We start from the raw sequence: 19,810 nt of genomic DNA, 5'->3' as shown, positions 1-19,810 counted from the left end.
GCGTCGTCGGCAACTTCCGACTATGGAACGGAGCCCAGTGTGACAGGTCGACTCGGCATCGACGACGTGATGCCCGACATCTCGGGCGGGCGTTACCCTGCCAAGGCTGTTGTCGGTGAGGTATTTCCCGTGCGGGCGAAGGTGTGGCGGGAGGGGCACGATGCCGTGGCCGCCACTCTCGCGGTGCGAGGACCCCGTACTGCATCATCCGGCGGATCGGCGACCTTTCGCATTCCCATGAACCCTGGACCTGCGCCTGACACCGTCGACGGTTCCTTCACGCCCACCAGTGAAGGAATGTGGACCTTCCGTATCGAGGCGTGGAGCGACCCGATCACCACCTGGAAGCATGCCGTGGAGGCCAAGCTCTCGGTCGGGCAGGGGCCGTCCGAGCTGGCCAACGATCTGGAGAACGGCGCCCGGCTGTTCGAGCGTGCCGCCAAGGGTGTCCCGCGGAACGACCGTTCGCGGCTGATCGGTGTCGCCGCATCGTTGCGGTCCGAGCATCCGCTCGGCGAGCGGGTCGCCCCGGCATTCGGTTCGGACGTCGCCGAACTTTTGCGGGCGCATCCCTTACGTGATCTGGTGACCAGAAGTGAAGCGCACAGTGTCCTCGTCGACCGCACACGGGCGCTCTTCGGGTCGTGGTACGAATTCTTCCCCCGGTCGACGGGAGGCTGGGACGAGAACGGGAAGCCCCGGCACGGCACCTTCGCCACCTCGGCCGCCGCGCTGCCCCGGATCGCGGCCATGGGCTTCGACGTCGTGTACCTGCCGCCCATCCACCCGATCGGCGTGATCAACCGCAAGGGACCCAACAACACGCTGACTCCCGGGCCGGACGACCCGGGCTCGCCGTGGGCGATCGGATCGGCCGAAGGCGGTCACGACGCGATACATCCGGAGCTCGGAACGATGCAGGATTTCGAGGCGTTCGTCGCTGCGGCGCGCGCACTCGACCTCGAAGTCGCCATCGACCTCGCGCTGCAGTGCGCGCCCGACCATCCGTGGGCGCGGGACCATCCGGAATGGTTCACGGTCCTTCCGGACGGCACCATCGCCTACGCGGAGAACCCGCCGAAGAAATACCAGGACATCTATCCGGTCAACTTCGACAACGACAAGGACGGCATCTACGCGGAGGTCCTGCGTGTGGTGCGGCACTGGATCGCCGCGGGGGTGAAGATCTTCCGGGTCGACAATCCGCATACCAAGCCACCGGACTTCTGGGAGTGGCTGATCGCGGAGGTCAAGAAGACCGATCCGGACGTGTTGTTCCTGTCCGAGGCATTCACCCGGCCGGCGCGACTGTACGGACTGGCCCGGCGCGGGTTCACGCAGTCGTACACGTATTTCACGTGGCGAACGGCCAAATGGGAGTTGACCGAATTCGGCAAGGAGATCGCAGCGAAGGCCGACGAGGCGCGGCCCAACCTCTTCGTCAACACCCCGGACATCCTGCACGAGAGCCTGCAAACCGGTGGTCCCGGCATGTTCGCGTTGCGCGCCGCACTGGCCGCGACTCTGTCACCGACGTGGGGCGTCTACTCGGGTTACGAACTGTACGAGCACCTTCCGGTGCGTCCGGGGAGTGAGGAGTATCTCGACTCGGAGAAGTACCAGCTGCGCCCCCGGGATTTCGAAGGTGCCGCCGCCCGCGGTGAGTCCCTCGAACCATGGCTCACCGCGCTCAACCGCATCCGCCGTCAGCACCCGGCGTTGCAGCAGCTACGAAACCTGCACTTCCATCACGTCGACAACGATGCACTCATCGCATATTCGAAGTTCGACGCGACCACGGGTGACGCCGTGCTGACGGTGATCAACCTCAATCCGTTCGGCGCCGAGCAGGGAACGGTGTGGCTCGACATGCCGGCACTCGGACGTGACTGGCACGACCACCTACCCGTGCTCGACGAGGTCACCGGGGAGCAATACCACTGGGGGCAGGCGAACTTCGTACGTCTCGAGCCCTGGCGTTCGGTGGCCCATATTCTGGCTCTGCCGTCCATTCCCTATCCGGCCAGGACGAAGCTGGCATACCGCGGAGGTACATAGTGGCCGTCCAACCGCCCACTGCAATCGCACCCGACGACGCCGATCTGGATCTGCTGGCGCGGTGCATTCACCACAACCCGCATTCTGTCCTCGGGGCACACCCCCACCCCGACGGCACGGTCATCCGTGTTCTGCGCCCGCGGGCGGAGTCCGTCGAAGCGGTGATCGGCGGAAAGAGCTTCCCACTCGAGCACATCGCGCACGGTATGTGGGGAGCGCTGGTTCCCTACCGTGACCTGATCGATTACCGGGTGTCGACGACGTGGCCGGGCGGCCACACCGACCTCGCGGCGGACGGCTACCGCTTCCTGCCGACCCTCGGTGAGCTCGATCTGCACCTCTTCGGGGAGGGCAGGCACGAGCGCCTGTGGGAAGTTCTGGGGGCGCACCGACGCTCGTACGACACCCCGGACGGAACGGTGACCGGCACGTCGTTTGCCGTCTGGGCACCCGCTGCCCGTGGGGTCAGCGTGATCGGCAGCTTCGACGGCTGGGGCGGCGAGACCTTTCCCATGCGGGTGCTCGGCTCCACCGGTGTCTGGGAGCTGTTCATTCCCGGTATCGAGGTCGGCGAGCTGTACAAGTTCCGCGTCCACGGCCGTGACGGAAGCGTGCGGGACAAGGCGGACCCCATGGCGTTCGCCACCGAGGTGCCGCCGGCGACAGCGTCCCGCGTGGCGATCAGTACGCACGAATGGGATGACGCCGAGTGGCTCGAGCAGCGGGCGAGCACCGACCCGACACAATCGCCGATGAGTGTGTACGAAGTGCATCTCGGCTCGTGGCGTCCCGGGTTGAGCTACCGCGACATGGCCGAGGAATTGGCCACCTATGTCACCGAGTGCGGTTTCACCCACGTGGAGTTGCTGCCGGTCGCCGAGCACCCGTTCGGTGGATCCTGGGGTTACCAGGTGACGTCGTACTACGCGCCCACGTCGCGTTTCGGCTCCCCCGACGATTTCCGGTGGTTCGTCGACCGCCTCCACAAGTCGGGGATCGGCGTAATCGTCGACTGGGTACCTGCCCATTTCCCGAAGGACGAGTGGGCGCTCGCCCGTTTCGACGGCACCCCGCTGTACGAGCACGGCGATCCCCGGCGCGGTGAGCAGCTCGACTGGGGAACCTACGTCTTCGACTTCGGCAGACGCGAGGTCCGTAATTTCCTCGTTGCCAATGCCCTGTTCTGGCTCGACGAGTTCCACGTGGACGGGCTCCGCGTCGATGCGGTGGCGTCGATGCTCTACCTCGACTACTCGCGACCGGAAGGTGGCTGGACGCCCAACATCCACGGTGGCCGGGAGAATCTCGAAGCAGTCGACTTCCTTCAGGAAATGAACGCGACGGTCCACAAGCACCATTCTGGGGTCGTCACGATTGCCGAGGAGTCGACGGCGTGGCCCGGTGTCACCCGCCCGACGAACATCGGCGGTCTCGGATTCAACATGAAATGGAACATGGGCTGGATGCACGACACCCTCGGGTATCTCGGTCACGATCCCGTCCATCGGAGCTATCACCACCACGAGATCACCTTCTCGCTCGTCTATGCGTGGAGTGAGAATTATCTGTTGCCCATCAGCCACGACGAGGTTGTGCACGGCAAGGGCACGTTGTGGACTCGGATGCCAGGTGACGACTATGCGAAAGCTGCGGGTGTCCGGTCTCTGCTGGCGTACATGTGGGCGCACCCCGGCAAGCAACTGCTGTTCATGGGGCAGGAGTTCGGCCAGACGCGGGAGTGGTCGGAAGAGCGCAGCCTCGACTGGCACGAGATCGACGATCCCCACACCGGACGCTTGCACGGCGGTCTCCTGAAACTGATCAGCGATCTCAATGCCACTTACAGGGCGCATCCGGCGCTGTGGACGCTCGATACGTCCCCGGGCGGCTATTCGTGGATTGATGCCAATGACACCGCGAACAACGTTCTGAGCTTCCTCCGCTACGGCACCGACGGTTCGATCGTGGCGTGTCTGTTCAATTTCTCGGGTACGCCACACGGCAGTTATAGAGTGGGCTTGCCCGAACTGGGCACATGGCGTGAGATTCTCAATACCGACGCCGAAATCTATGGGGGGTCGGGTTGGGGAAATCTCGGGGCAGTGACGGCAACTTCGCAGCCATGGCACGGGCGGCCCGCCTCTGCCGAGGTGGCATTGCCGGCCAACGGCGCGATCTGGATGAGTCTGGAGCGTTGATGAGAGCACGGCGTTGTTGACCAGACGTCGGCAGTGGGTCGTGGGTATGGGTGTGCTCGCCCTGGTCGTACTGTGCGGCTGCGCGCGATCGATCGACGGTGACGCCGCCTCCATCTACGACGATCCTTTCAAGGTCGCCGGTCTGGACGCCACGTCCGGGCCGAGTGGCGCCCGGAAGGGGGTGCCGGACGCCGACCTTCCCGTCACCGGTACCGACGGCAGCGAGATCGACACGATGGTCGCCAATGCTGTCAGCGACATCGAGTCCTACTGGCGCACCCAGTTCCCCGCTCTGTTCCATCGCGACTTCGAACCAGTCGAAGAACTGATTTCTTGGGACCCCCGGGAATCGGACGGTCCGCGGTTCTGCGGGGACAGCACCGAAGAATTGCTCAATGCCGGGTATTGCAGCACCGACCACACCATCGGCTGGGACCGCGCGCTCCTCCTACCCGAGGTCGTGGAGAAGTTCGGTGTGGTGGCCGCGGTATTCGTCCTCGCCCACGAGTACGGGCATGCCGTTCAGACCAAGGCGGGAATCGCCGAGGTCGAGGTGGGCGGGGGCATCGTGCGCGAGCAGCAGGCCGACTGCTTCGGCGGGGCATTCATGCGGCACATCGCGGAAGACAAGTCACCCCACTTCACGTTGAACACCTCCGACGGGTTGAACAAGGTGCTGGCGTCGGCGGTCGCGATCGGCGATACCGATCCCAGCGACCCCGGCAATGTTCACGGTTCGGCGTTCGAGCGGGTCACCGCCACGCAGATCGGATTCACCGACGGCCCCGCACCCTGTACGCGCATCGACGAGAAGGAGATCGATTCTCGCCGTGCCGACCTCCCTCAGTTCTTCGCCGATGAATCCGACGACGGTGAACTACCCGTCACCGAGGAGTCGCTGGAGGCGTTCTTCACGTCGTTCCAGCAGATCTTCGACCTCAGCGATCCGCCGGAGCTGAACTTCGACGGCGCGGACCTCGGTTGCAGAGACGCCGAGGTCACCGAGCCGGTGTCGTTCTGTCCGGCGAGCAACACCATCGGCGTCAGTGTCGATGCCCTTGCCGAGCGTGGCACACCGGGCCGGCTGGGCCGGCGTGAGCTGTTCCAGACCGATCTGACCGGCGACTACAACGCATACGTTCTGCTGGCGTCGCGGTACACCCTGGCCCTGCAGAAGGACCGTGGAGACGACCTGCATTCACCGCAGACAGCTCTGCGCGCCGCCTGTTTGTCCGGCGTCATCACCACGGCGCTGAGTCCGGAAAATCCGGCCACCCTGGAGGAGGGCAGTGTGTGGCTTTCCCCCGGCGACCTCGACGAGGCAGTGTCGGGGCTGCTCACCGACGGACTCGCCGCCAGCGATGTCAACGGCGAGACCGTCCCGAGTGGGTTCTCCCGGGTCGACGCCTTCCGCACCGGGGTGCTGGGCGGCGAGCAGGCTTGCGAGGGACGCTACCGCTGACCGGCCCAGAGCACCGGTCAGTACAGCGCGGCCGCGAGTTTCCTGCGTGCCGCCATGACCACCGGTTCGGCAGGGTCGAACAATTCGAACAGCTCGACCAGGCGGGTACGGACCCTCGTCTTGTCGTCGCCGGCGCTCCGGGCAATCACACCGATCAACCGGGCGAAAGCAGCTTCCGGCGCCTGCGAGTAGAGCTCCACGTCGGCGGCCTGCAGCTGAGCATCGATATCGTCGGGCGCCGCATCCGCCGCCGCGACGGCAGAGGGATCCACCGATTGCACGCGGGCGAGGAAACGAACCTGCCGCAGCGCACCCTGCGCTTCGGCGTTGGCGGGTTCCTCGTCGAGGATGCGCTGGAATGCGGCTTCTGCGCCGGCCAAATCGCCTTCGTCGAGGGCTGCCTCGGCAGCAACGAAGCGGGGGTCCTCCGGTTCCGGCTGGTCGGCGTCTGCGCCATCCGACGGAGGGCCGCTGAGCTTTCCGGCGACTGCCTGCGCAATGGCGGCCAGCCACTGACGCAGTTGCGGTTCGGGCTGCACACCCTGGAAGTCCGCCAGGGGCTGCCCCGCCGCGATGGCGACGACCGTCGGGACCGACTGGACCCCGAATGCCTGGGCGATGCGCGGGTTGGCATCGACGTCGACCTTGGCAAGCACCCAGGTGCCACCCGCCTCGTGAGCCAACTTCTCGAGCAGCGGCGAGAGTTGCTTGCACGGCTCACACCAGGTGGCCCAGAGGTCGACAACGACCGGGACCTGCTGGGACCGGACGAGCACCTCGGCTTCGAAGTTGGCCTCGGTGACCTCGACGACCGGGGCGAGTCCGGAACCGGCGGCCGACGGCGCGGCTCCGTTTCCGGAGGGTGCAGGGGGCGGGGTGGTGGCGCGCTCCTTGAGTGCTGACAGATCGACTGCGCCGGTCATGGCGGCGGCCACTGCAGAGGAACGCGCGGGAGGACGAGAACCTGGTCGAGTCACGCACCCAGTTTGTCACGATTCGTGGGCGTACCGGAAAGCGGGCACACGACCCGAGGGAGGCGCGACCTCCTACGGCCTCAGACGAGCGAAGGCGTGTTCTTCGCTGCGCTCTCGTCGGACAGTTCAGCCATGCGACCGGCGCGAACGGCCCAGACCTCGAACACGACCGTGCCGAAGGGGGGAATGCTGGCAACGAGCGCCCAGAACGTGGTGAGCAGAGACCAGCTCAGCTTGCGTGCCGTCCACAGCGCGATCAAGACGTACAGGACGAATACACCCCCGTGGAGGGGGCCGAAGATCTTCACACCGATCTCGTTGCCGTCGGCGGGCAGATACTTGAAAGCCATACCGATGAGGAGGCCGAGCCAGGTGATTGCTTCCAGAATTGCGACAAATCGGAAGCGCTTGGCCGTGGTGCTGAGATCGAAGACGTTCGCCATGGCGACCATTGTGCCCGACTATCTACGACGGTCCGTAGTGGTGTGAGATACACCACCACGGCCCGTCGCCCATCTACTTCTTGGGGACGCGGACGATCAGGGCGTCACCCTGACCGCCGCCGCCGCACAGCGCGGCCACACCCACACCGCCGCCGCGGCGCTGCAGCTCGAGGGCCAGATGCAGGGTGATCCGCGCCCCGGACATGCCCAGCGGATGCCCCACAGCGATCGCCCCGCCATTGACGTTGACCTTCGCCGGATCCAGCCCCAGCTCACGGGTCGAGACGATCCCGACAGCCGCGAAGGCCTCGTTGATCTCGACGAGGTCGAGATCCTTCGGGTCGATGCCCTCCTTCGCGCACGCCTTCGCGATCGCCCGCGCCGGCTGCGACTGCAACGTCGAGTCCATACCCGCAACCACGCCGTGCGGGCCGATCTCGGCCAGCCACTCGAGACCCAACTCCTCGGCCTTGGCCTTGCTCATCACGACCACAGCCGCCGCACCGTCGGAAATTTGCGACGCGGACCCGGCCGTGACCGTCCCGTCCTTCGCGAAGGCCGGACGCAACTTTGCCAACGTGTCGATCGTGGTGTCGGCGCGCACCCCTTCGTCGGCAGCGAAGACCACCGGATCGCCCTTGCGCTGCGGGATCGACACCGGCACCACCTCGTCGTCGAACAACCCGTCCTTCCACGCCCGGGCCGCGTTCTGGTGCGACGCCGCCGCGAACGCGTCCTGATCTTCGCGGCTGACCGGGACACTGTCGGACTTGTTCCGCGCCTCCGTCAGATTTCCCATGGCCTGATCGGTGAAAATGTCGTGCAACCCGTCGAACGCCATGTGATCGCGCATCGTCACATCGCCGTACTTGAACCCCTCCCGCGACTTCTCCAGCAGATGCGGCGCCCGCGACATCGACTCCTGCCCACCGGCAACAACCACCTCGAACTCCCCCGCCCGGATCAACTGATCCGCCAACGCGATCGCATCGATCCCCGACAAACACACCTTGTTCACCGTCAACGCCGGCACATCCATCGGAATCCCGGCCGCGACCGCCGCCTGCCGCGCCGGCATCTGCCCCGCCCCCGCCGTCAGGACCTGACCCATGATCACGTACTCCACCTGATCCGGCGCCACCCCCGCCCTCTCCAGCGCACCCTTGATCGCGATCCCACCCAGATCCGAACCCGAGAAATCCTTCAACGAACCCATCAACCGACCCATCGGCGTACGGGCCCCGGCAACAATCACAGAACTGGTCACGTTTTCCTCCGCGGATCCTTCGATTTCTGTCGGCCGATCACGTCCGGGCGAACACGTCTGCGTGCACAGCACGACGGAAGTCACATCCCGACGAGAACTACAGAAACGGTAGCGCTAACGTCGAGGGTATGACACAGACCTCCCCCTCTCAGCCCCCGTCGCCGCTGTCTTCGGACCTGGTGACCGCCATCGACCACGTCGGTATCGCCGTTCCCGACCTCGATTCGGCCATCGCGTGGTACGCGGAGCATCTCGGCATGGTGTCGACCCATGAGGAAGTGAACGAGGAGCAGGGCGTGCGCGAGGCGATGCTCAGCGTCGTCGGCGCGCCTGAGGGCAGCACCGCGCTGCAGCTGCTCGCCCCGCTGAACGAGAGCTCGACCATCGCCAAGTTCATCGATCGGAGCGGTCCCGGTCTCCAGCAGTTGGCGTACCGCGTCACCGACATCGACGCCCTCTCCGCGCAGCTCCGCGATCGTGGCGTACGCCTCCTCTACGACGCTCCCCGCCGCGGGACCGCGGACTCGCGGATCAACTTCGTCCATCCCAAAGATGCCGGCGGAGTCCTCATCGAGCTCGTGGAGCCGTCGTCAGGCCACTGATGCTGTAGGCCCGGTGGCCTGCGCCGGAGCGGTGAAGGCCAGGTAGGCCGAGAGACAAGCATGGCTTTGCCCAGGTAGATTGGCGGCCATGGTAAACGAGCAGGACCGCGGTTCGATCCCCCTTCCGTTCTCCGTGGCGCGTAAGGGCTTCGACCGGGACGAGGTGCGCAACTACTTCGAGCGTTTCGATGCAGAGTTGCGCGTGACGGCGGCCGACCGGGACGCGGCGGCGGCGCAGGCACGCGATCTCGCGAAGCAGCTCGACGATGCGCGGGACGAGATCGACGAGCTCCGCAAGGACGTCGATCGCCTGTCCGTTCCCCCCACTACCGCGGAGGGTATGAGCGACCGCATCTCGCGGATGCTCCGCCTGGCGTCCGACGAAGCCTCGGAGGTGCGCGCCAAGGCGGAGGCCGATGCTGCGGAGATGATCTCGATCGCCGAGCAGGAGGCCGCTCAGCTTCGTGGCCAGTACGAGTCGCTGGTCGCCGAACTCGAGGACCGTCGTAGCGCCCTCGAGACCGAGCACACGCAGACCATGGCCAAAGCCCGCACCGAGGCGGCGCGCATCGTCGAGGCGGCGCAGGCCGAGCGTGACCGCCTCGCGGCCGAGGCCGATCTGCGCCGGGCGCAGGTGCAGGAAGATTTCGACCTCTCCATGTCCGAGCGCAGGCAGAAGACGATTGCCGCGGTCAACGAACTCGAGGCGACCAGCAAGGCCGAAGCTCAGCGACGGCTCGCCGACGCCACGCACGAGGCGGAGCGCAGGCTGCAGGCGGCCACCGACCAGTCGGAGCGCAAGATCGCCCACGCCAAGGAACTTGCCGAGGAGCTTCGCGTACTCCGCGGCCGAATCCTCGCTCAGCTGCTGGGCATTCGCGGTCAGCTCGATTCGGTTCCCGCCATGCTGGCGTCCGTCAACCGAGAGAGCGAACTACTGGACGCCCACCCCGAGACCGCCCCGCAGTCGAACGCACGCTCCAACGAGAGCAACGACTCCCGGTCTGCGCAGAAGAACGCTCCCGCGCGAAACGAGTCCACCTCAGCTCGGGTCGAGTCCGACGACAAGGCAGACGATCACTCGGATGCCGACGCCGACACCGCAGTCCTGTCGGCGGTCGACGAGGAATCGAACGCCGACTCGGCGGATCAGCGGACGGTCAAGACGGGCAGCTAGGACCACCGGCGCGTAAGGCCCCGGGTGCTGCGTCCCGACCAGCACCCGGTGTGCCAGTGCCGCCGGTCATCGGCCCCGCCGTATTCCGCGGGCCACGTCACGAGATGGGGTACCCCCGGCCGGATGTCGTGATCGCAGCCCGGGCACCGGTAGGTCTTGGTGGCGCGTGACCCCGGGATTGTGCGCACGACGTAGTCCTCCTCGCTGTACCCGCCGGGGCCCGATTCCCGGCGTGTCAGTGCATCGCCGAACCCGGCTTCGTCGCGGTTCGCATTGGACGCACCTCGGCGCGTGTTCCTGGGTTGGGGTTTGCGACGGGGCACGAATCCAGCCTAGGCCTCAGAAAAGCCGGAACTCGGTGCTCTCGGTGCCCCGGAGCGCTTCGTAGTCGAGCACCAAGCATCGGATCCCGCGGTCCGTGGCAAGAGTTTTCGCTTGAGGCTTGATCTGTTGGGCGGCGAAGACTCCGCTCACGGGCGCGAGCAAGGGGTCCCGGTTGAGAAGTTCGAGGTACCGCGTCAACTGTTCGACTCCGTCGATGTCACCTCTGCGCTTGATCTCGACGGCGACGGACGCGCCATCGGCGTTGCGGCACAGGAGGTCGACCGGGCCGATGGCCGTCATGTATTCCCGACGCACGAGGGTGTATCCGGTGCCGAGGGTTTCGACGTGTTCGGCAAGCAGTTCCTGCAGGTGCGCTTCGACGCCGTCCTTGACGAGCCCGGGATCGACCCCGAGCTCGTGGCTGGAATCGTGCTCGATGTCCTCGATCGTGATGCGTAGTTCCTCACCGGCCTTGTTGGTGACAACCCACAGTGCTCCGCCGTCGTCTGCGGCTCCTTCGACGAGCCAGCACGGCGGGCTCATCCAGTTGAGCGGCTTGTAGGCGCGGTCGTCGGCATGAATGCTCACCGATCCGTCGGCCTTGATCAGCAACAGACGACGCGCAGTGGGAAGATGTGCCGTCAAGCGGCCTACGTAGTCGACTCGGCATCTGGCAATCACTAGGCGCACTCGATCACCCTAAGGGATCGCGCCGACTAGTCTCGAATGACTATGCGCCGCCCTCGCAGATCTGTCGCCCCGCTGGGGTCGTGGTTGCTCGGATCGCCGGATGAAAGCCCGCGCCGCCGCCGCGTCCGCGTCCAATTACTGCTCACCGCTCCGTTGGTGGTCACCAACCTCATCGGGGCACTGATTGCGTGTCTGCTCATCAGCGTGGTCGTCCCAGGGCCGAGCGTGTGGTCCGGTGAATTCATGCTCGCCAATTTCGTCGCGGTCCCTGTATTCGTGCTGACAGCAGTGTTGATCGGGGTGACGTGGGGCACTCGGCGGATCGTCTCCGACCTTCGATGGTCCACAGTCGACCGGAACCCCACCGAGAGCGACCGTGCAGCTGCGTTCCGGGCACCGTGGCGGCTGACGCGAGTCCAGGCGGCCCTGTGGGGGCTGGGATGGGTGTTCTTCACCGCGCTGTACGGCATCATCAACCCGCAAACAATCCCCAAAGTGGCATTCACCGTTGCCTTTGCCGGAATAACCATCTGCGCGTTCTGCTATCTACTCACCGAATTCGCCCTGCGCCCCGTCGCGGCCCGGGCGCTGAGTTCAGGGGAACCGCGGACCCGCCGGACCCTGGGTATCACCGGTCGAACCGTGCTCGCCTGGGTCCTCGGAACCGGAGTGCCACTGCTCGGACTGATGCTCATCGCTGTGTTCAGTTTCATTCGCTACGCCAGTCCCACCAGCCTTGCGGTATCGATCCTCGCGCTCGGTGGTGTAATCCTCTGTTTCGGCCTGCTGCTCGTCGTGATCAGTGTGCGGGCCACCGAGGCTCCGATCCGTTCGGTGCAGTTGGGGATGGCCGAGGTCGCCGACGGGAAGCTGGACGCCGAGGTGATCGTGTACGACGGCACCGAACTGGGCGAGCTGCAGACCGGCTTCAACCGCATGGCCGAGGGCCTGCGCGAGCGCGAGAAGATCCGCGATCTCTTCGGGCGACACGTCGGGCAGGAGGTTGCGAGCAATGCGCTTCGCCACCGGCCGGAGCTGGGCGGTGAGGAGCGGGATGTATCCGTGCTCTTCGTCGACATCATCGGATCGACCACCTTGACCGCCACCCGCTCCCCCGCGGAGGTTGTCGAGTTACTCAATCGATTCTTCAATGTCGTGGTCGACGAGGTGGACCGCCGATGCGGGTTCGTCAACAAATTCGAAGGTGATGCCGCGCTTGCCATCTTCGGTGCACCGGTCGCGCTCGACGATCATGCGGGTGCAGCACTGTCCGCCGCTCGTGCTCTGCGCAAACGGCTCGCCGCCGAGGTCCGCGAGTGCGAGGCGGGCATCGGAGTTGCGACCGGGCGCGCGGTCGCGGGCAACATCGGCGCGCACGAACGATTCGAGTACACGGTGATCGGCGATCCCGTCAATGAAGCGGCGCGTCTGTCCGAGTTGGCCAAGAACGTCCCCGGACGGCTTGTGGCGTCCCAGCGTGCCACCGACGAAGCGGGCGAGGACGAACGGCGGCAGTGGACCCTCACCGACAGCGTGACTCTTCGTGGTCGCGTGGAACCCACCCGGCTGGCTGTTCCCACGGCGCTACTCGAGGGAGCGTCCACCGTTTCGGATCAGGGCGCCGATTCCGTCGAGTAGGCGGGCGAGACCGAATTCGAAGGCATGGTCGGGGGCGAAGGCGGCGTTGTGGTGTTCGCCGGCCGAGGCCCCGACTCGGGCGGCAAGCGGAAAGCGGTCGGGGTCGAACACCTTCTCGAAATGCGGCGCAACGCTGCGCCACCATTCGCTGTCGGCGTCTCCCCGAGCAGCCAGTGCTGCCGCTTCGGCGGCGGCCCGCGCGGCGCCTACCGCGAAACTGTCGACCAGGGTCACCACGGAGTCCATCTCGAGGTCTGAGAGTCCGAGCCCTTCGACCGCAGCCAGCTCGCGCTCGTACTTCGCCATAGCTCCGGGTCCCAGCACCGGCCGGCTGAGTGTGACGACGTTCAGCATCCACGGATGGGCGCGGAGAAGCTCGAAATAGCCGCGTGCTGCCGCGGCGAGCCGATTCCGCCACGCTGCGACCGGGTCGGCGCTGCCGTCAGGGGCGGCGTGGAGGGTGGACAGCACCCGGTCGGTCATCACATCGACCAGTTCCACCTTGCCGGGAACGTGCGTGTACAGCGACATCGCCCCGGCTCCGAGCTCAGCTGCGAGGCGGCGCATCGAGACAGCATCGAGTCCCTCCGCGTCGGCGAGGCCGATCGCGACGTCGACGATGCGGTCGAGGTTCAGCGCCGCATGTCCCCGACGGGGCCGCGACACGGGCGCACTGCCACCGCCCCACAGCAACTCCATGGTTCGAGCCGGGTCGCCGCCCTGTGGTGTCGCGATTCCAGCCATGCCGGAATCTTCCCATGACGTCTCGGGAACTCGAGGGATCACCGCGTCGTTGACGTACGACGTACCGCATGAGGCGCTGGTATGAGGGGCGATGTCGCCTGCACGCCGCTGGGAAGGGTGAAGTTGTGACAGTAGAACCGGCTCTCACGAGCTACGCGGCCACGTTCGTACCCGCCGAAGTTCCGCGGAACGCACACCTTGTCTTCTGGAACGACGAACCAAAGGGTGCCCCTCCCCCGAACTCGGACTCGTACACGCGCCTCGCCGTCGGCGAGCATGCGGTAGCCAGCCTTCCGACGCGGCGAGTGTCCCTGCGCGACGCGCTCCCCATTCTCTTGGCCCTGCCGGCCGAGGCCGAGGTCCACCGGTCGGTCGCCTTCTTCGCCGCCTGCGGTCGGACCGCCGTCGGGTATCTCGCGAAGGGTTCGATTCTTCCGTCCGTGACCGCGAGCGGACAGGACGTGTGGCGACTCGGCGTCCTCGACACGGACGAGCAACGCCACCTCAGCAGCCTTGCCGCTGCCCTTCCACCCGAGGCCCGCGCGATCCCCTCGGGTGAACTGTCCGAGGACGCGAGGGCGGTCCTGCTTCCGGCTGCGTCGGAGGTGGTGCGCGGCTTTGTGACGTCCGTCCTCGATGCGCTTCCCAGGGTGTGCGCCCCCGCCGAGTCCGACGCCTTACCGTATCTGGGATGGAACACTGTCGGCGTTCCCCGACTCAGGGCCTGGACCGCCTCCCACGCACCCACGACCGTGGCTCTGTCCCTGCGCATCGATCCTGTTCCGGCCATGGGAACCGTCGATCTGGTGGACAGCGATTTCGACGCCACTCTCCAGGTGCATGGGGTGGACAGGCCCGGAATCGTCTGCGACGCCGTGGATCTCTGGCGTCATCCGAGCATGGCGGAGTCCGCGTTCATGGTCGACCCGCGGATTGCGGTACTCGAAGCTCTCCGTCGTGCCGCGCTTCGGTGGACACCGCTCGAGGATCTCCTGCGTTCCGAGGCGCCGGATCGGATCAGGCTCGACGACAACGACGTCGCATCACTTGCCGGTGACGCCGGCGCTCGTCTGCGCGATGAAGGCATCGAGATCCACTGGCCGCGGGAGCTGATGACGCAGACATCGACCCGCATGGTTCTGGGCGAGTCCGCGGTGAGTGAGGGGCCCACCGCGTTCAGTGGTGACCACGCCTTCCGGTTCGACTGGCGGGTGGCGATCGGCGACGAGGTGCTCACCCGGGAGGACATGGAGAAGCTGGTTGCTTCCGAACGCGCCGTGGTGCGACTGCGTAATCGCTACGTCGTCGCCGACTCGGCGCTCGTGCGGAAGACCCTGCAGCGGCGAACCGGCACGATGCCGATGGTCGAGGCACTACGCGCCTCGTTGACAGGCCGAACCGGCCGCGGCGAGGGAGAGTGTCGTGTCGATACCTACGGATCACTCGCCCGCACGGCCCGAGAACTCACCGACAAGATCGCCCTCGACGTGCCGGTGCCGGCCGCGCTGCGCGCACAACTGCGGGACTACCAACTTGCCGGCTTCCGATGGCTTGCGGCGCTCACCTCCCGCGGGCTGGGGGCTTGCCTGGCCGACGACATGGGACTCGGTAAGACGTTGACCCTCATAGCACTTCACGTCCACCGTCAGCAGGAAGTCGAGACCTCGGGACCCTCCCTCGTCGTCTGCCCCGCATCCTTGTTGGGCAACTGGCGCCGCGAGATCGAACGCTTCGCCCCGGATACGAGAGTCTTCATCCATCACGGCCCGAGACGATCAGCGCCGAGTGAGTACGTCACGGACAGCGCCGACGCGGTCGTGCTGACCACGTATGCGACGATGCGGCTCGACGCCGGCGCCCTCGCCGCGACCGGGTGGGGACTCGTCGTCGCGGACGAGGCCCAGCATCTGAAGAATCGCAATGCCTCGGTCACGAGAGCTCTGCGCACTGTCACGGGCCGGGCTCGCGTCGCCCTCACCGGAACGCCGGTGGAGAACAGACTCAGCGATCTGTGGTCGATACTCGACGGCGTCACGCCCGGTCTCCTCGGCACATACGCACAATTTCAGCGGCGCTACGACAACCCGAGCGGCGGCGACGGAGTGGATCGTGCCAGCGAGCTGGCCGGCCTCATCGCACCGTTCGTCTACGCCGAAAGAAGTCGGATCCCGGCATAGCCCCGGAGCTTCCGCCGAAAACCGAAATCGACGTGGATGTCAGGCTCACTCCAGAGCAGGCTGCGTTGTACGAAGCGCTCGTCCGGGAGGCTCTCGAACAGATTCACAGCAGCGACGGCATACAGCGTCGCGGCGGTATCGTGTCCCTGCTGACCGGCCTCAAACAGATCTGCAACCACCCAGCGCAGTACCTCGGGCAACAGCCCACGTCCCTGGGGGGCCGCTCCCAGAAGATCGACCTCCTCGACGACCTGGTCGACACCACTCTGTCGGAGGACGGCCGATCGCTGGTCTTCACCCATTTCACTGCGATGGGGCGACTTCTGCGGCAGCACCTGAGCTCCCGCGGTATCGAGTGCGAATTCCTCCATGGCGGCACCTCGGTAGCTGCCAGGGAAGAACTGGTGGAACGGTTTCAGAATGGCGACGTTCCGGTCTTGATTCTGTCCCTCAAAGCCGCGGGGACCGGACTCAATCTGACCCGAGCGGATCACGTCGTCCACTTCGATCGCTGGTGGAATCCGGCCGTCGAAGACCAAGCAACCGATCGTGCCTACCGGATCGGCCAGCACCAGCCGGTCGTGGTCCATCGCTTCATCACCGCGGGCACCATCGAGGAACGTATTGCCGGCATGCTCGACAGCAAACGAGCGCTCGCGGACTCGGTCCTACTTCGTGGTGCCGCCGCCTTCACCGAACTGACCGACGGAGAACTCACCGAATTCGTGGCATTGAGCCCCGACTATCATTTCGGAGGCATTCTGTGACGACGACCGCGTTGACACTTCCCCCCTTCGGGGTCCAAAAGGGCAAACGTACTCGCGGTAGGACCTGGTGGGCCCAGCAGTGGGTGAACGATCTCGAGCAGTCTGCACTCGACTCTCACACGCTGAAGCAGGGACGCGCTCATGCCCGCGGCGGAATGGTCGGCCCGCTGACCTTCGCCGCCGGACTTCTTTCCGCCGACGTGCATTCCAGCGACGAGCTGCTGCACGTGCGCATTCGTGTCGATGTGCTCGACGATGCAGAGTGGGAGCGGGTATCTGCCGCGCTCAGATCGAGGAGTGGCCACATCGCCCAGTTGTCCAGCGGAACGCTTCCGCGCGAACTGCACGAAGATCTCGCGGCAGTCGGCATATCGCTCCTGCCTTCGATGTTCGATGCGGACGCGACATGCACGTGTGAGGAGTGGGACGCGCCTTGCCGACATGCCTCGGCGGTCCTGTACCAGGCCGCGTGGATACTCGACGACGACCCGCTGCTGGTGTTTCTGCTCCGCGGTCGCGAGGGTCGGCAACTGCTCGACTTGCGGCACGAATCGCACCAGGAGAACCTTTCGGACTCCTCGTTCGCCGCCACGTCGAGGCCTACGCCGGCCGCCGACGCCTACGCTGACGTCCCCGGTGACTTGCCGACGATGCCCACTACCGAGGGGGCCGCCCCACTGCGCCCAGGTTGGCTGGACGATGCGCCGCCCGAAGTTCACGCAGACGCCATCTGGTCGACGATGCTCACTGCGATTTCGCGATACGGAGATCCTGTCTGACGCCGTTCGTCAGTCCCGGCACGACGCTCGGGTCGACGACCCTCGCCCCGGTCGCCGGATACGGCGTACAGATCTTCACGTCATGCACGAAGCACCAGCGCCAGTTGTCCCCGGGATGCAGAGACTGTGCGATCGGATGCCCGCTGGTCTGTGCGTGGTGTCTGGCATGGCGCATTGGTGACGAGTCACTACAGCCGACGTACCCACACGTCAGGCACAGCATCAGGTGTGCCCACCGGGTGCCGAGTTCGAGACAGCCCTCGCACCCGTCCGACGTATGCGCGACGACGTCGCGAATCATGTTCAGATCAGGATCGTGCCAGGTATCGGATTGGATCATGTCGCCACCCCTCATCCCCAAGATTGACGCCTGCGGGCGCGCACCACATGGTCACGGCGGAACGAAAGAGTCTGACGGGAATCGGCACGGATGCACACCCTTGGGGGTTTCGACCCTGGATATCCGGGGTAGATCAAGGCATGGATCTGGAAGCATCCCCAGACCCCAGGGTGGTCGACACTCCTCGGGCATCCGACCTCTGTTCCGTTCTGGCACTCACAGCGGACATGCATGACTCCGGTGATCGGGACATTATCCTCGGCGTGATGCGGGAGGCCCTTGGTCACTTGGGACCGTTCACAGTGGAACCGGTGGCAGGAGATGCGGACGGATTCTGGCGTCAGCGCATTCTGTTCGACGACCCTTCGGTCGACACCATCGCGCTGATGATCAGGGCCGCTCGTCCACCAACCCAGAGGGAAGTCACTCTTCTCGAACTGCTGATTCAGCACACCATGTCTGCCCTGCGTTCCGCCTCCCGCGCCTTGCGCGCAGAAGCGCAGGCACGCAGTGTGCGAGAAGCTTCCGACAAAGTGGCCGCAGTGACGGATCAGCTGGCCGCAGTGTCGGAGCAGCTCGAGCGACTCCAGTCCGAAGCGAGGATCCGTGAAACGCTCGATCGGCTTTCTCTCGCGGGCGCGTCCGAAGCGGTCATCGCGGATACCCTCCATCAGCTGACCGGACTACCCGTGGGGGTCGAGGACCAATTCGGCAACCTCCGAGTCTGGGCCGGTCCTGGAAAGATGCCGCGATATCGTCGGATTGGGGGCCGGAATCGAGTCGACGTCGTGCGCCGAGCCACTATGGAGGGCAAACCGCTGCGGGATGACAACCGGATCCTGCAGATCGTACGACCCCGTCAAGCTCTGCTGGGGATCGTGTACCTCTACGACCCAGAACACGAGGCGACGGACTTGGACACGTTCGCGCTGGAACACGCCGCGACGGTCCTCGCCATCGAGATGGCGCACGAACGGTCGTTGGCGGAGACCGAGGCACGGTTGAGCCGCGACCTCGGGGACGATATTCTCTCTGGAACCGACGACGACAGTGCCTACTCGCGTGCCGAAGCACTTGGCTACGACCTTCACGAACCGCAGCGCGTTCTGGTGGTCGAGTGGGGTTCGGAGACGAATGCCGATACCGTGTCCGACGCCCTACACCGATACTTCGCCTCGACCGATTCCGCGGCCCTTCTCATGCACCGCAGCGACCACGGTTCGGGGGTCGTCGCCGCGATTACACAGTCGAAAACCGATGCGGTTGAAGCGTTCCGAACTGTGGAGAAGACCCTCGGGCCGGCGAGCGGAGTGATGGGTGTCGGATCAGAATGTTCGTCACCCAGTGAGATACCTCAGTCGTACAGCAACGCGGTACGAGCTCTGGAAATACGAAAGCAATCACTGTCGCCCTGGGGCGTGGCACATTTCGACGAATTGGGCGTGTACCGCATCCTCGACGCGCACGCGACGACACGCGACGTCGAAAATTTCGTTCAGGAATGGCTCGGGCCGCTCCTCGACTACGACCGGGACCACCACAGCACCATGACAGCCACCTTGGCCCAGTATCTGGACTGCGGTGGCAAGTACGACGAAACCGCTCGCGCTCTCCGAATTCACCGCAGTACCTTGCGATACCGCATGTCCCGTATACACGAACTCACCGATCGTGATCTCCGGAGCGTCGATACCCGGTTGAACCTTCATCTCGCCACGCGGGCTTTGCAGGTACTCGCCGGCGCTACCCGATCATGAGGGTCACGGGACCATAATTTTGTGGTGGAATGCCGGAAGCCCCCCAACAGGTGTTGGGGGGCTTCCGGTAACGGATGTTCGGCGGTGTCCTACTCTCCCACACCCTGTCGAGTGCAGTACCATCGGCGCTGGAGGGCTTAGCTTCCGGGTTCGGAATGGGGCCGGGCGTTTCCCCTCCGCTATGGCCGCCGTAACTCTATGAAACTGTCACACCCATCGTCCTCCGGAGGGAAAAATTTTCGAGTGCACGCGGAACCCATCCACAAAAGCGTGGGGGGCTTCGCCCGCACCCGATTCCCCGAAGAACATGGTGAATCGTGTGTGTTGTTTCAGATACTGCACAGTGGACGCGTAGCTTCTTTGTGGTAAGTCCTCGGCCTATTAGTACCAGTCACCTACACCCATTACTGGGC

At 65.4% G+C, this 19,810-nt stretch carries 17 protein-coding genes and 1 rRNA gene; 10 read left to right on the top strand and 8 right to left on the bottom strand.

All coding sequences use genetic code 11. The features are described 5' to 3' along the window. Positions 1-39 precede the first annotated feature (39 nt). The 3 genes from ACH49N_RS15870 to ACH49N_RS15860 are packed head-to-tail and all read left to right on the top strand — an operon-like array spanning position 40 to position 5,718. Entirely contained in the window at positions 40-2,058 is a 2,019-nt protein-coding gene (locus tag ACH49N_RS15870; RefSeq protein ID WP_159921240.1) for an alpha-1,4-glucan--maltose-1-phosphate maltosyltransferase, read from the top strand. After that, on the top strand, positions 2,058-4,256 hold the full coding sequence (gene glgB / locus ACH49N_RS15865; RefSeq protein ID WP_358277780.1) for a 1,4-alpha-glucan branching protein GlgB: 2,199 nt from the start codon (positions 2,058-2,060) through the stop codon (positions 4,254-4,256). Before ACH49N_RS15870 ends, glgB begins: the two co-directional genes overlap by 1 nt. Before the next feature lie 46 nt (positions 4,257-4,302). Then, on the top strand, positions 4,303-5,718 hold the full coding sequence (locus tag ACH49N_RS15860) for a neutral zinc metallopeptidase (RefSeq protein WP_358277813.1): 1,416 nt from the start codon (positions 4,303-4,305) through the stop codon (positions 5,716-5,718). Positions 5,719-5,735: 17 nt separating this feature from the next. Here the strand turns inward: ACH49N_RS15860 and ACH49N_RS15855 are convergent, their stop codons facing one another. From ACH49N_RS15855 to ACH49N_RS15845, 3 genes are all read right to left on the bottom strand, one after another. Continuing rightward, a complete protein-coding gene (locus tag ACH49N_RS15855; protein ID WP_358277778.1) occupies positions 5,736-6,641 on the bottom strand; it encodes a tetratricopeptide repeat protein in 906 nt (301 codons plus the stop codon). A 131-nt stretch (positions 6,642-6,772) separates the two neighbouring features. Beyond that, a complete protein-coding gene (locus ACH49N_RS15850; protein ID WP_159921236.1) occupies positions 6,773-7,144 on the bottom strand; it encodes a DUF3817 domain-containing protein in 372 nt (123 codons plus the stop codon). 64 nt (positions 7,145-7,208) lie between these two features. Next, the gene (locus ACH49N_RS15845) at positions 7,209-8,402 is read right to left on the bottom strand and encodes an acetyl-CoA C-acetyltransferase (protein ID WP_358277776.1); all 1,194 of its coding nucleotides are present in this window, start codon (positions 8,400-8,402) and stop codon (positions 7,209-7,211) included. 128 nt (positions 8,403-8,530) lie between these two features. Between ACH49N_RS15845 and mce the strand changes: the two genes are divergently transcribed. Both mce and ACH49N_RS15835 read left to right on the top strand, forming a co-directional pair. After that, positions 8,531-9,004, top strand: a complete 474-nt coding sequence (mce, locus tag ACH49N_RS15840; protein WP_109328733.1) for a methylmalonyl-CoA epimerase — start codon at positions 8,531-8,533, stop codon at positions 9,002-9,004. A gap of 88 nt (positions 9,005-9,092) precedes the next feature. Beyond that, complete coding sequence (locus ACH49N_RS15835) at positions 9,093-10,181, top strand: hypothetical protein (RefSeq protein ID WP_250771203.1); 1,089 nt, start codon at positions 9,093-9,095, stop codon at positions 10,179-10,181. On the opposite strand, the gene ACH49N_RS15830 is transcribed toward ACH49N_RS15835, so the two are convergent. Then, entirely contained in the window at positions 10,178-10,504 is a 327-nt protein-coding gene (locus ACH49N_RS15830) for an ATP/GTP-binding protein (protein WP_358277773.1), read from the bottom strand. The genes ACH49N_RS15835 and ACH49N_RS15830 overlap by 4 nt on opposite strands. A gap of 16 nt (positions 10,505-10,520) precedes the next feature. Beyond that, the gene (nucS, locus tag ACH49N_RS15825) at positions 10,521-11,195 is read right to left on the bottom strand and encodes an endonuclease NucS (protein ID WP_109328727.1); all 675 of its coding nucleotides are present in this window, start codon (positions 11,193-11,195) and stop codon (positions 10,521-10,523) included. Positions 11,196-11,237: 42 nt separating this feature from the next. Here nucS and ACH49N_RS15820 point away from each other — a divergent pair, with 42 nt between their 5' ends. Continuing rightward, a complete protein-coding gene (locus tag ACH49N_RS15820; protein ID WP_358277811.1) occupies positions 11,238-12,833 on the top strand; it encodes an adenylate/guanylate cyclase domain-containing protein in 1,596 nt (531 codons plus the stop codon). Here the strand turns inward: ACH49N_RS15820 and ACH49N_RS15815 are convergent. Next, positions 12,780-13,577 (bottom strand): TetR/AcrR family transcriptional regulator, encoded by a 798-nt coding sequence (locus ACH49N_RS15815; RefSeq protein ID WP_358277771.1) that lies wholly within the window; start codon positions 13,575-13,577, stop codon positions 12,780-12,782. The two genes, ACH49N_RS15820 and ACH49N_RS15815, sit on opposite strands and share 54 nt — an antisense overlap. A gap of 125 nt (positions 13,578-13,702) precedes the next feature. On the opposite strand from ACH49N_RS15815, the gene ACH49N_RS15810 reads away from it, so the two are divergent. Genes ACH49N_RS15810 through ACH49N_RS15800 form a run of 3 tightly spaced genes read left to right on the top strand, consistent with a single transcriptional unit; the run spans position 13,703 to position 17,300 of the window. Continuing rightward, positions 13,703-15,754, top strand: coding sequence for an SNF2-related protein (locus ACH49N_RS15810; protein ID WP_358277769.1), 2,052 nt, complete (start codon positions 13,703-13,705; stop codon positions 15,752-15,754). A 32-nt stretch (positions 15,755-15,786) separates the two neighbouring features. Further along, positions 15,787-16,521, top strand: a complete 735-nt coding sequence (locus ACH49N_RS15805; protein WP_358277767.1) for a C-terminal helicase domain-containing protein — start codon at positions 15,787-15,789, stop codon at positions 16,519-16,521. Next, positions 16,518-17,300, top strand: a complete 783-nt coding sequence (locus ACH49N_RS15800; protein WP_358277765.1) for an SWIM zinc finger family protein — start codon at positions 16,518-16,520, stop codon at positions 17,298-17,300. The genes ACH49N_RS15805 and ACH49N_RS15800 overlap by 4 nt, the downstream gene beginning before the upstream one ends. Here ACH49N_RS15800 and ACH49N_RS15795 read toward each other — a convergent pair. After that, the gene (locus ACH49N_RS15795) at positions 17,266-17,601 is read right to left on the bottom strand and encodes a UBP-type zinc finger domain-containing protein (RefSeq protein ID WP_358277809.1); all 336 of its coding nucleotides are present in this window, start codon (positions 17,599-17,601) and stop codon (positions 17,266-17,268) included. The genes ACH49N_RS15800 and ACH49N_RS15795 overlap by 35 nt on opposite strands. A gap of 179 nt (positions 17,602-17,780) precedes the next feature. Here ACH49N_RS15795 and ACH49N_RS15790 point away from each other — a divergent pair, with 179 nt between their 5' ends. Further along, entirely contained in the window at positions 17,781-19,397 is a 1,617-nt protein-coding gene (locus ACH49N_RS15790; RefSeq protein WP_358277763.1) for a helix-turn-helix domain-containing protein, read from the top strand. A gap of 76 nt (positions 19,398-19,473) precedes the next feature. Here ACH49N_RS15790 and rrf read toward each other — a convergent pair. Beyond that, positions 19,474-19,590, bottom strand: a 5S ribosomal RNA gene (gene rrf / locus ACH49N_RS15785). Positions 19,591-19,810 lie beyond the last annotated feature (220 nt).

Source organism: Rhodococcus sp. NPDC019647 (assembly GCF_044389235.1).
GTDB lineage: Bacteria > Actinomycetota > Actinomycetes > Mycobacteriales > Mycobacteriaceae > Rhodococcus_F > Rhodococcus_F oxybenzonivorans.
The sequence above is the reverse complement of the archived record's forward strand: the minus strand, read 5'-3'. Positions and strand labels throughout refer to the sequence as shown.

What these genes read in the sequence shown, in the direction of transcription:
- ACH49N_RS15795 (WP_358277809.1), bottom strand. Translation starts at nt 17,601, where the DNA reads ATGATTCGCGACGTCGTCGCGCATACGTCGGACGGGTGCGAGGGCTGT.
- ACH49N_RS15815 (WP_358277771.1), bottom strand. Translation starts at nt 13,577, where the DNA reads ATGGCTGGAATCGCGACACCACAGGGCGGCGACCCGGCTCGAACCATG.
- ACH49N_RS15790 (WP_358277763.1), top strand. Translation starts at nt 17,781, where the DNA reads ATGGATCTGGAAGCATCCCCAGACCCCAGGGTGGTCGACACTCCTCGG.
- ACH49N_RS15820 (WP_358277811.1), top strand. Translation starts at nt 11,238, where the DNA reads ATGCGCCGCCCTCGCAGATCTGTCGCCCCGCTGGGGTCGTGGTTGCTC.
- mce (WP_109328733.1), top strand. Translation starts at nt 8,531, where the DNA reads ATGACACAGACCTCCCCCTCTCAGCCCCCGTCGCCGCTGTCTTCGGAC.
- ACH49N_RS15835 (WP_250771203.1), top strand. Translation starts at nt 9,093, where the DNA reads ATGGTAAACGAGCAGGACCGCGGTTCGATCCCCCTTCCGTTCTCCGTG.
- ACH49N_RS15850 (WP_159921236.1), bottom strand. Translation starts at nt 7,144, where the DNA reads ATGGTCGCCATGGCGAACGTCTTCGATCTCAGCACCACGGCCAAGCGC.
- ACH49N_RS15860 (WP_358277813.1), top strand. Translation starts at nt 4,303, where the DNA reads ATGGGTGTGCTCGCCCTGGTCGTACTGTGCGGCTGCGCGCGATCGATC.
- ACH49N_RS15855 (WP_358277778.1), bottom strand. Translation starts at nt 6,641, where the DNA reads ATGACCGGCGCAGTCGATCTGTCAGCACTCAAGGAGCGCGCCACCACC.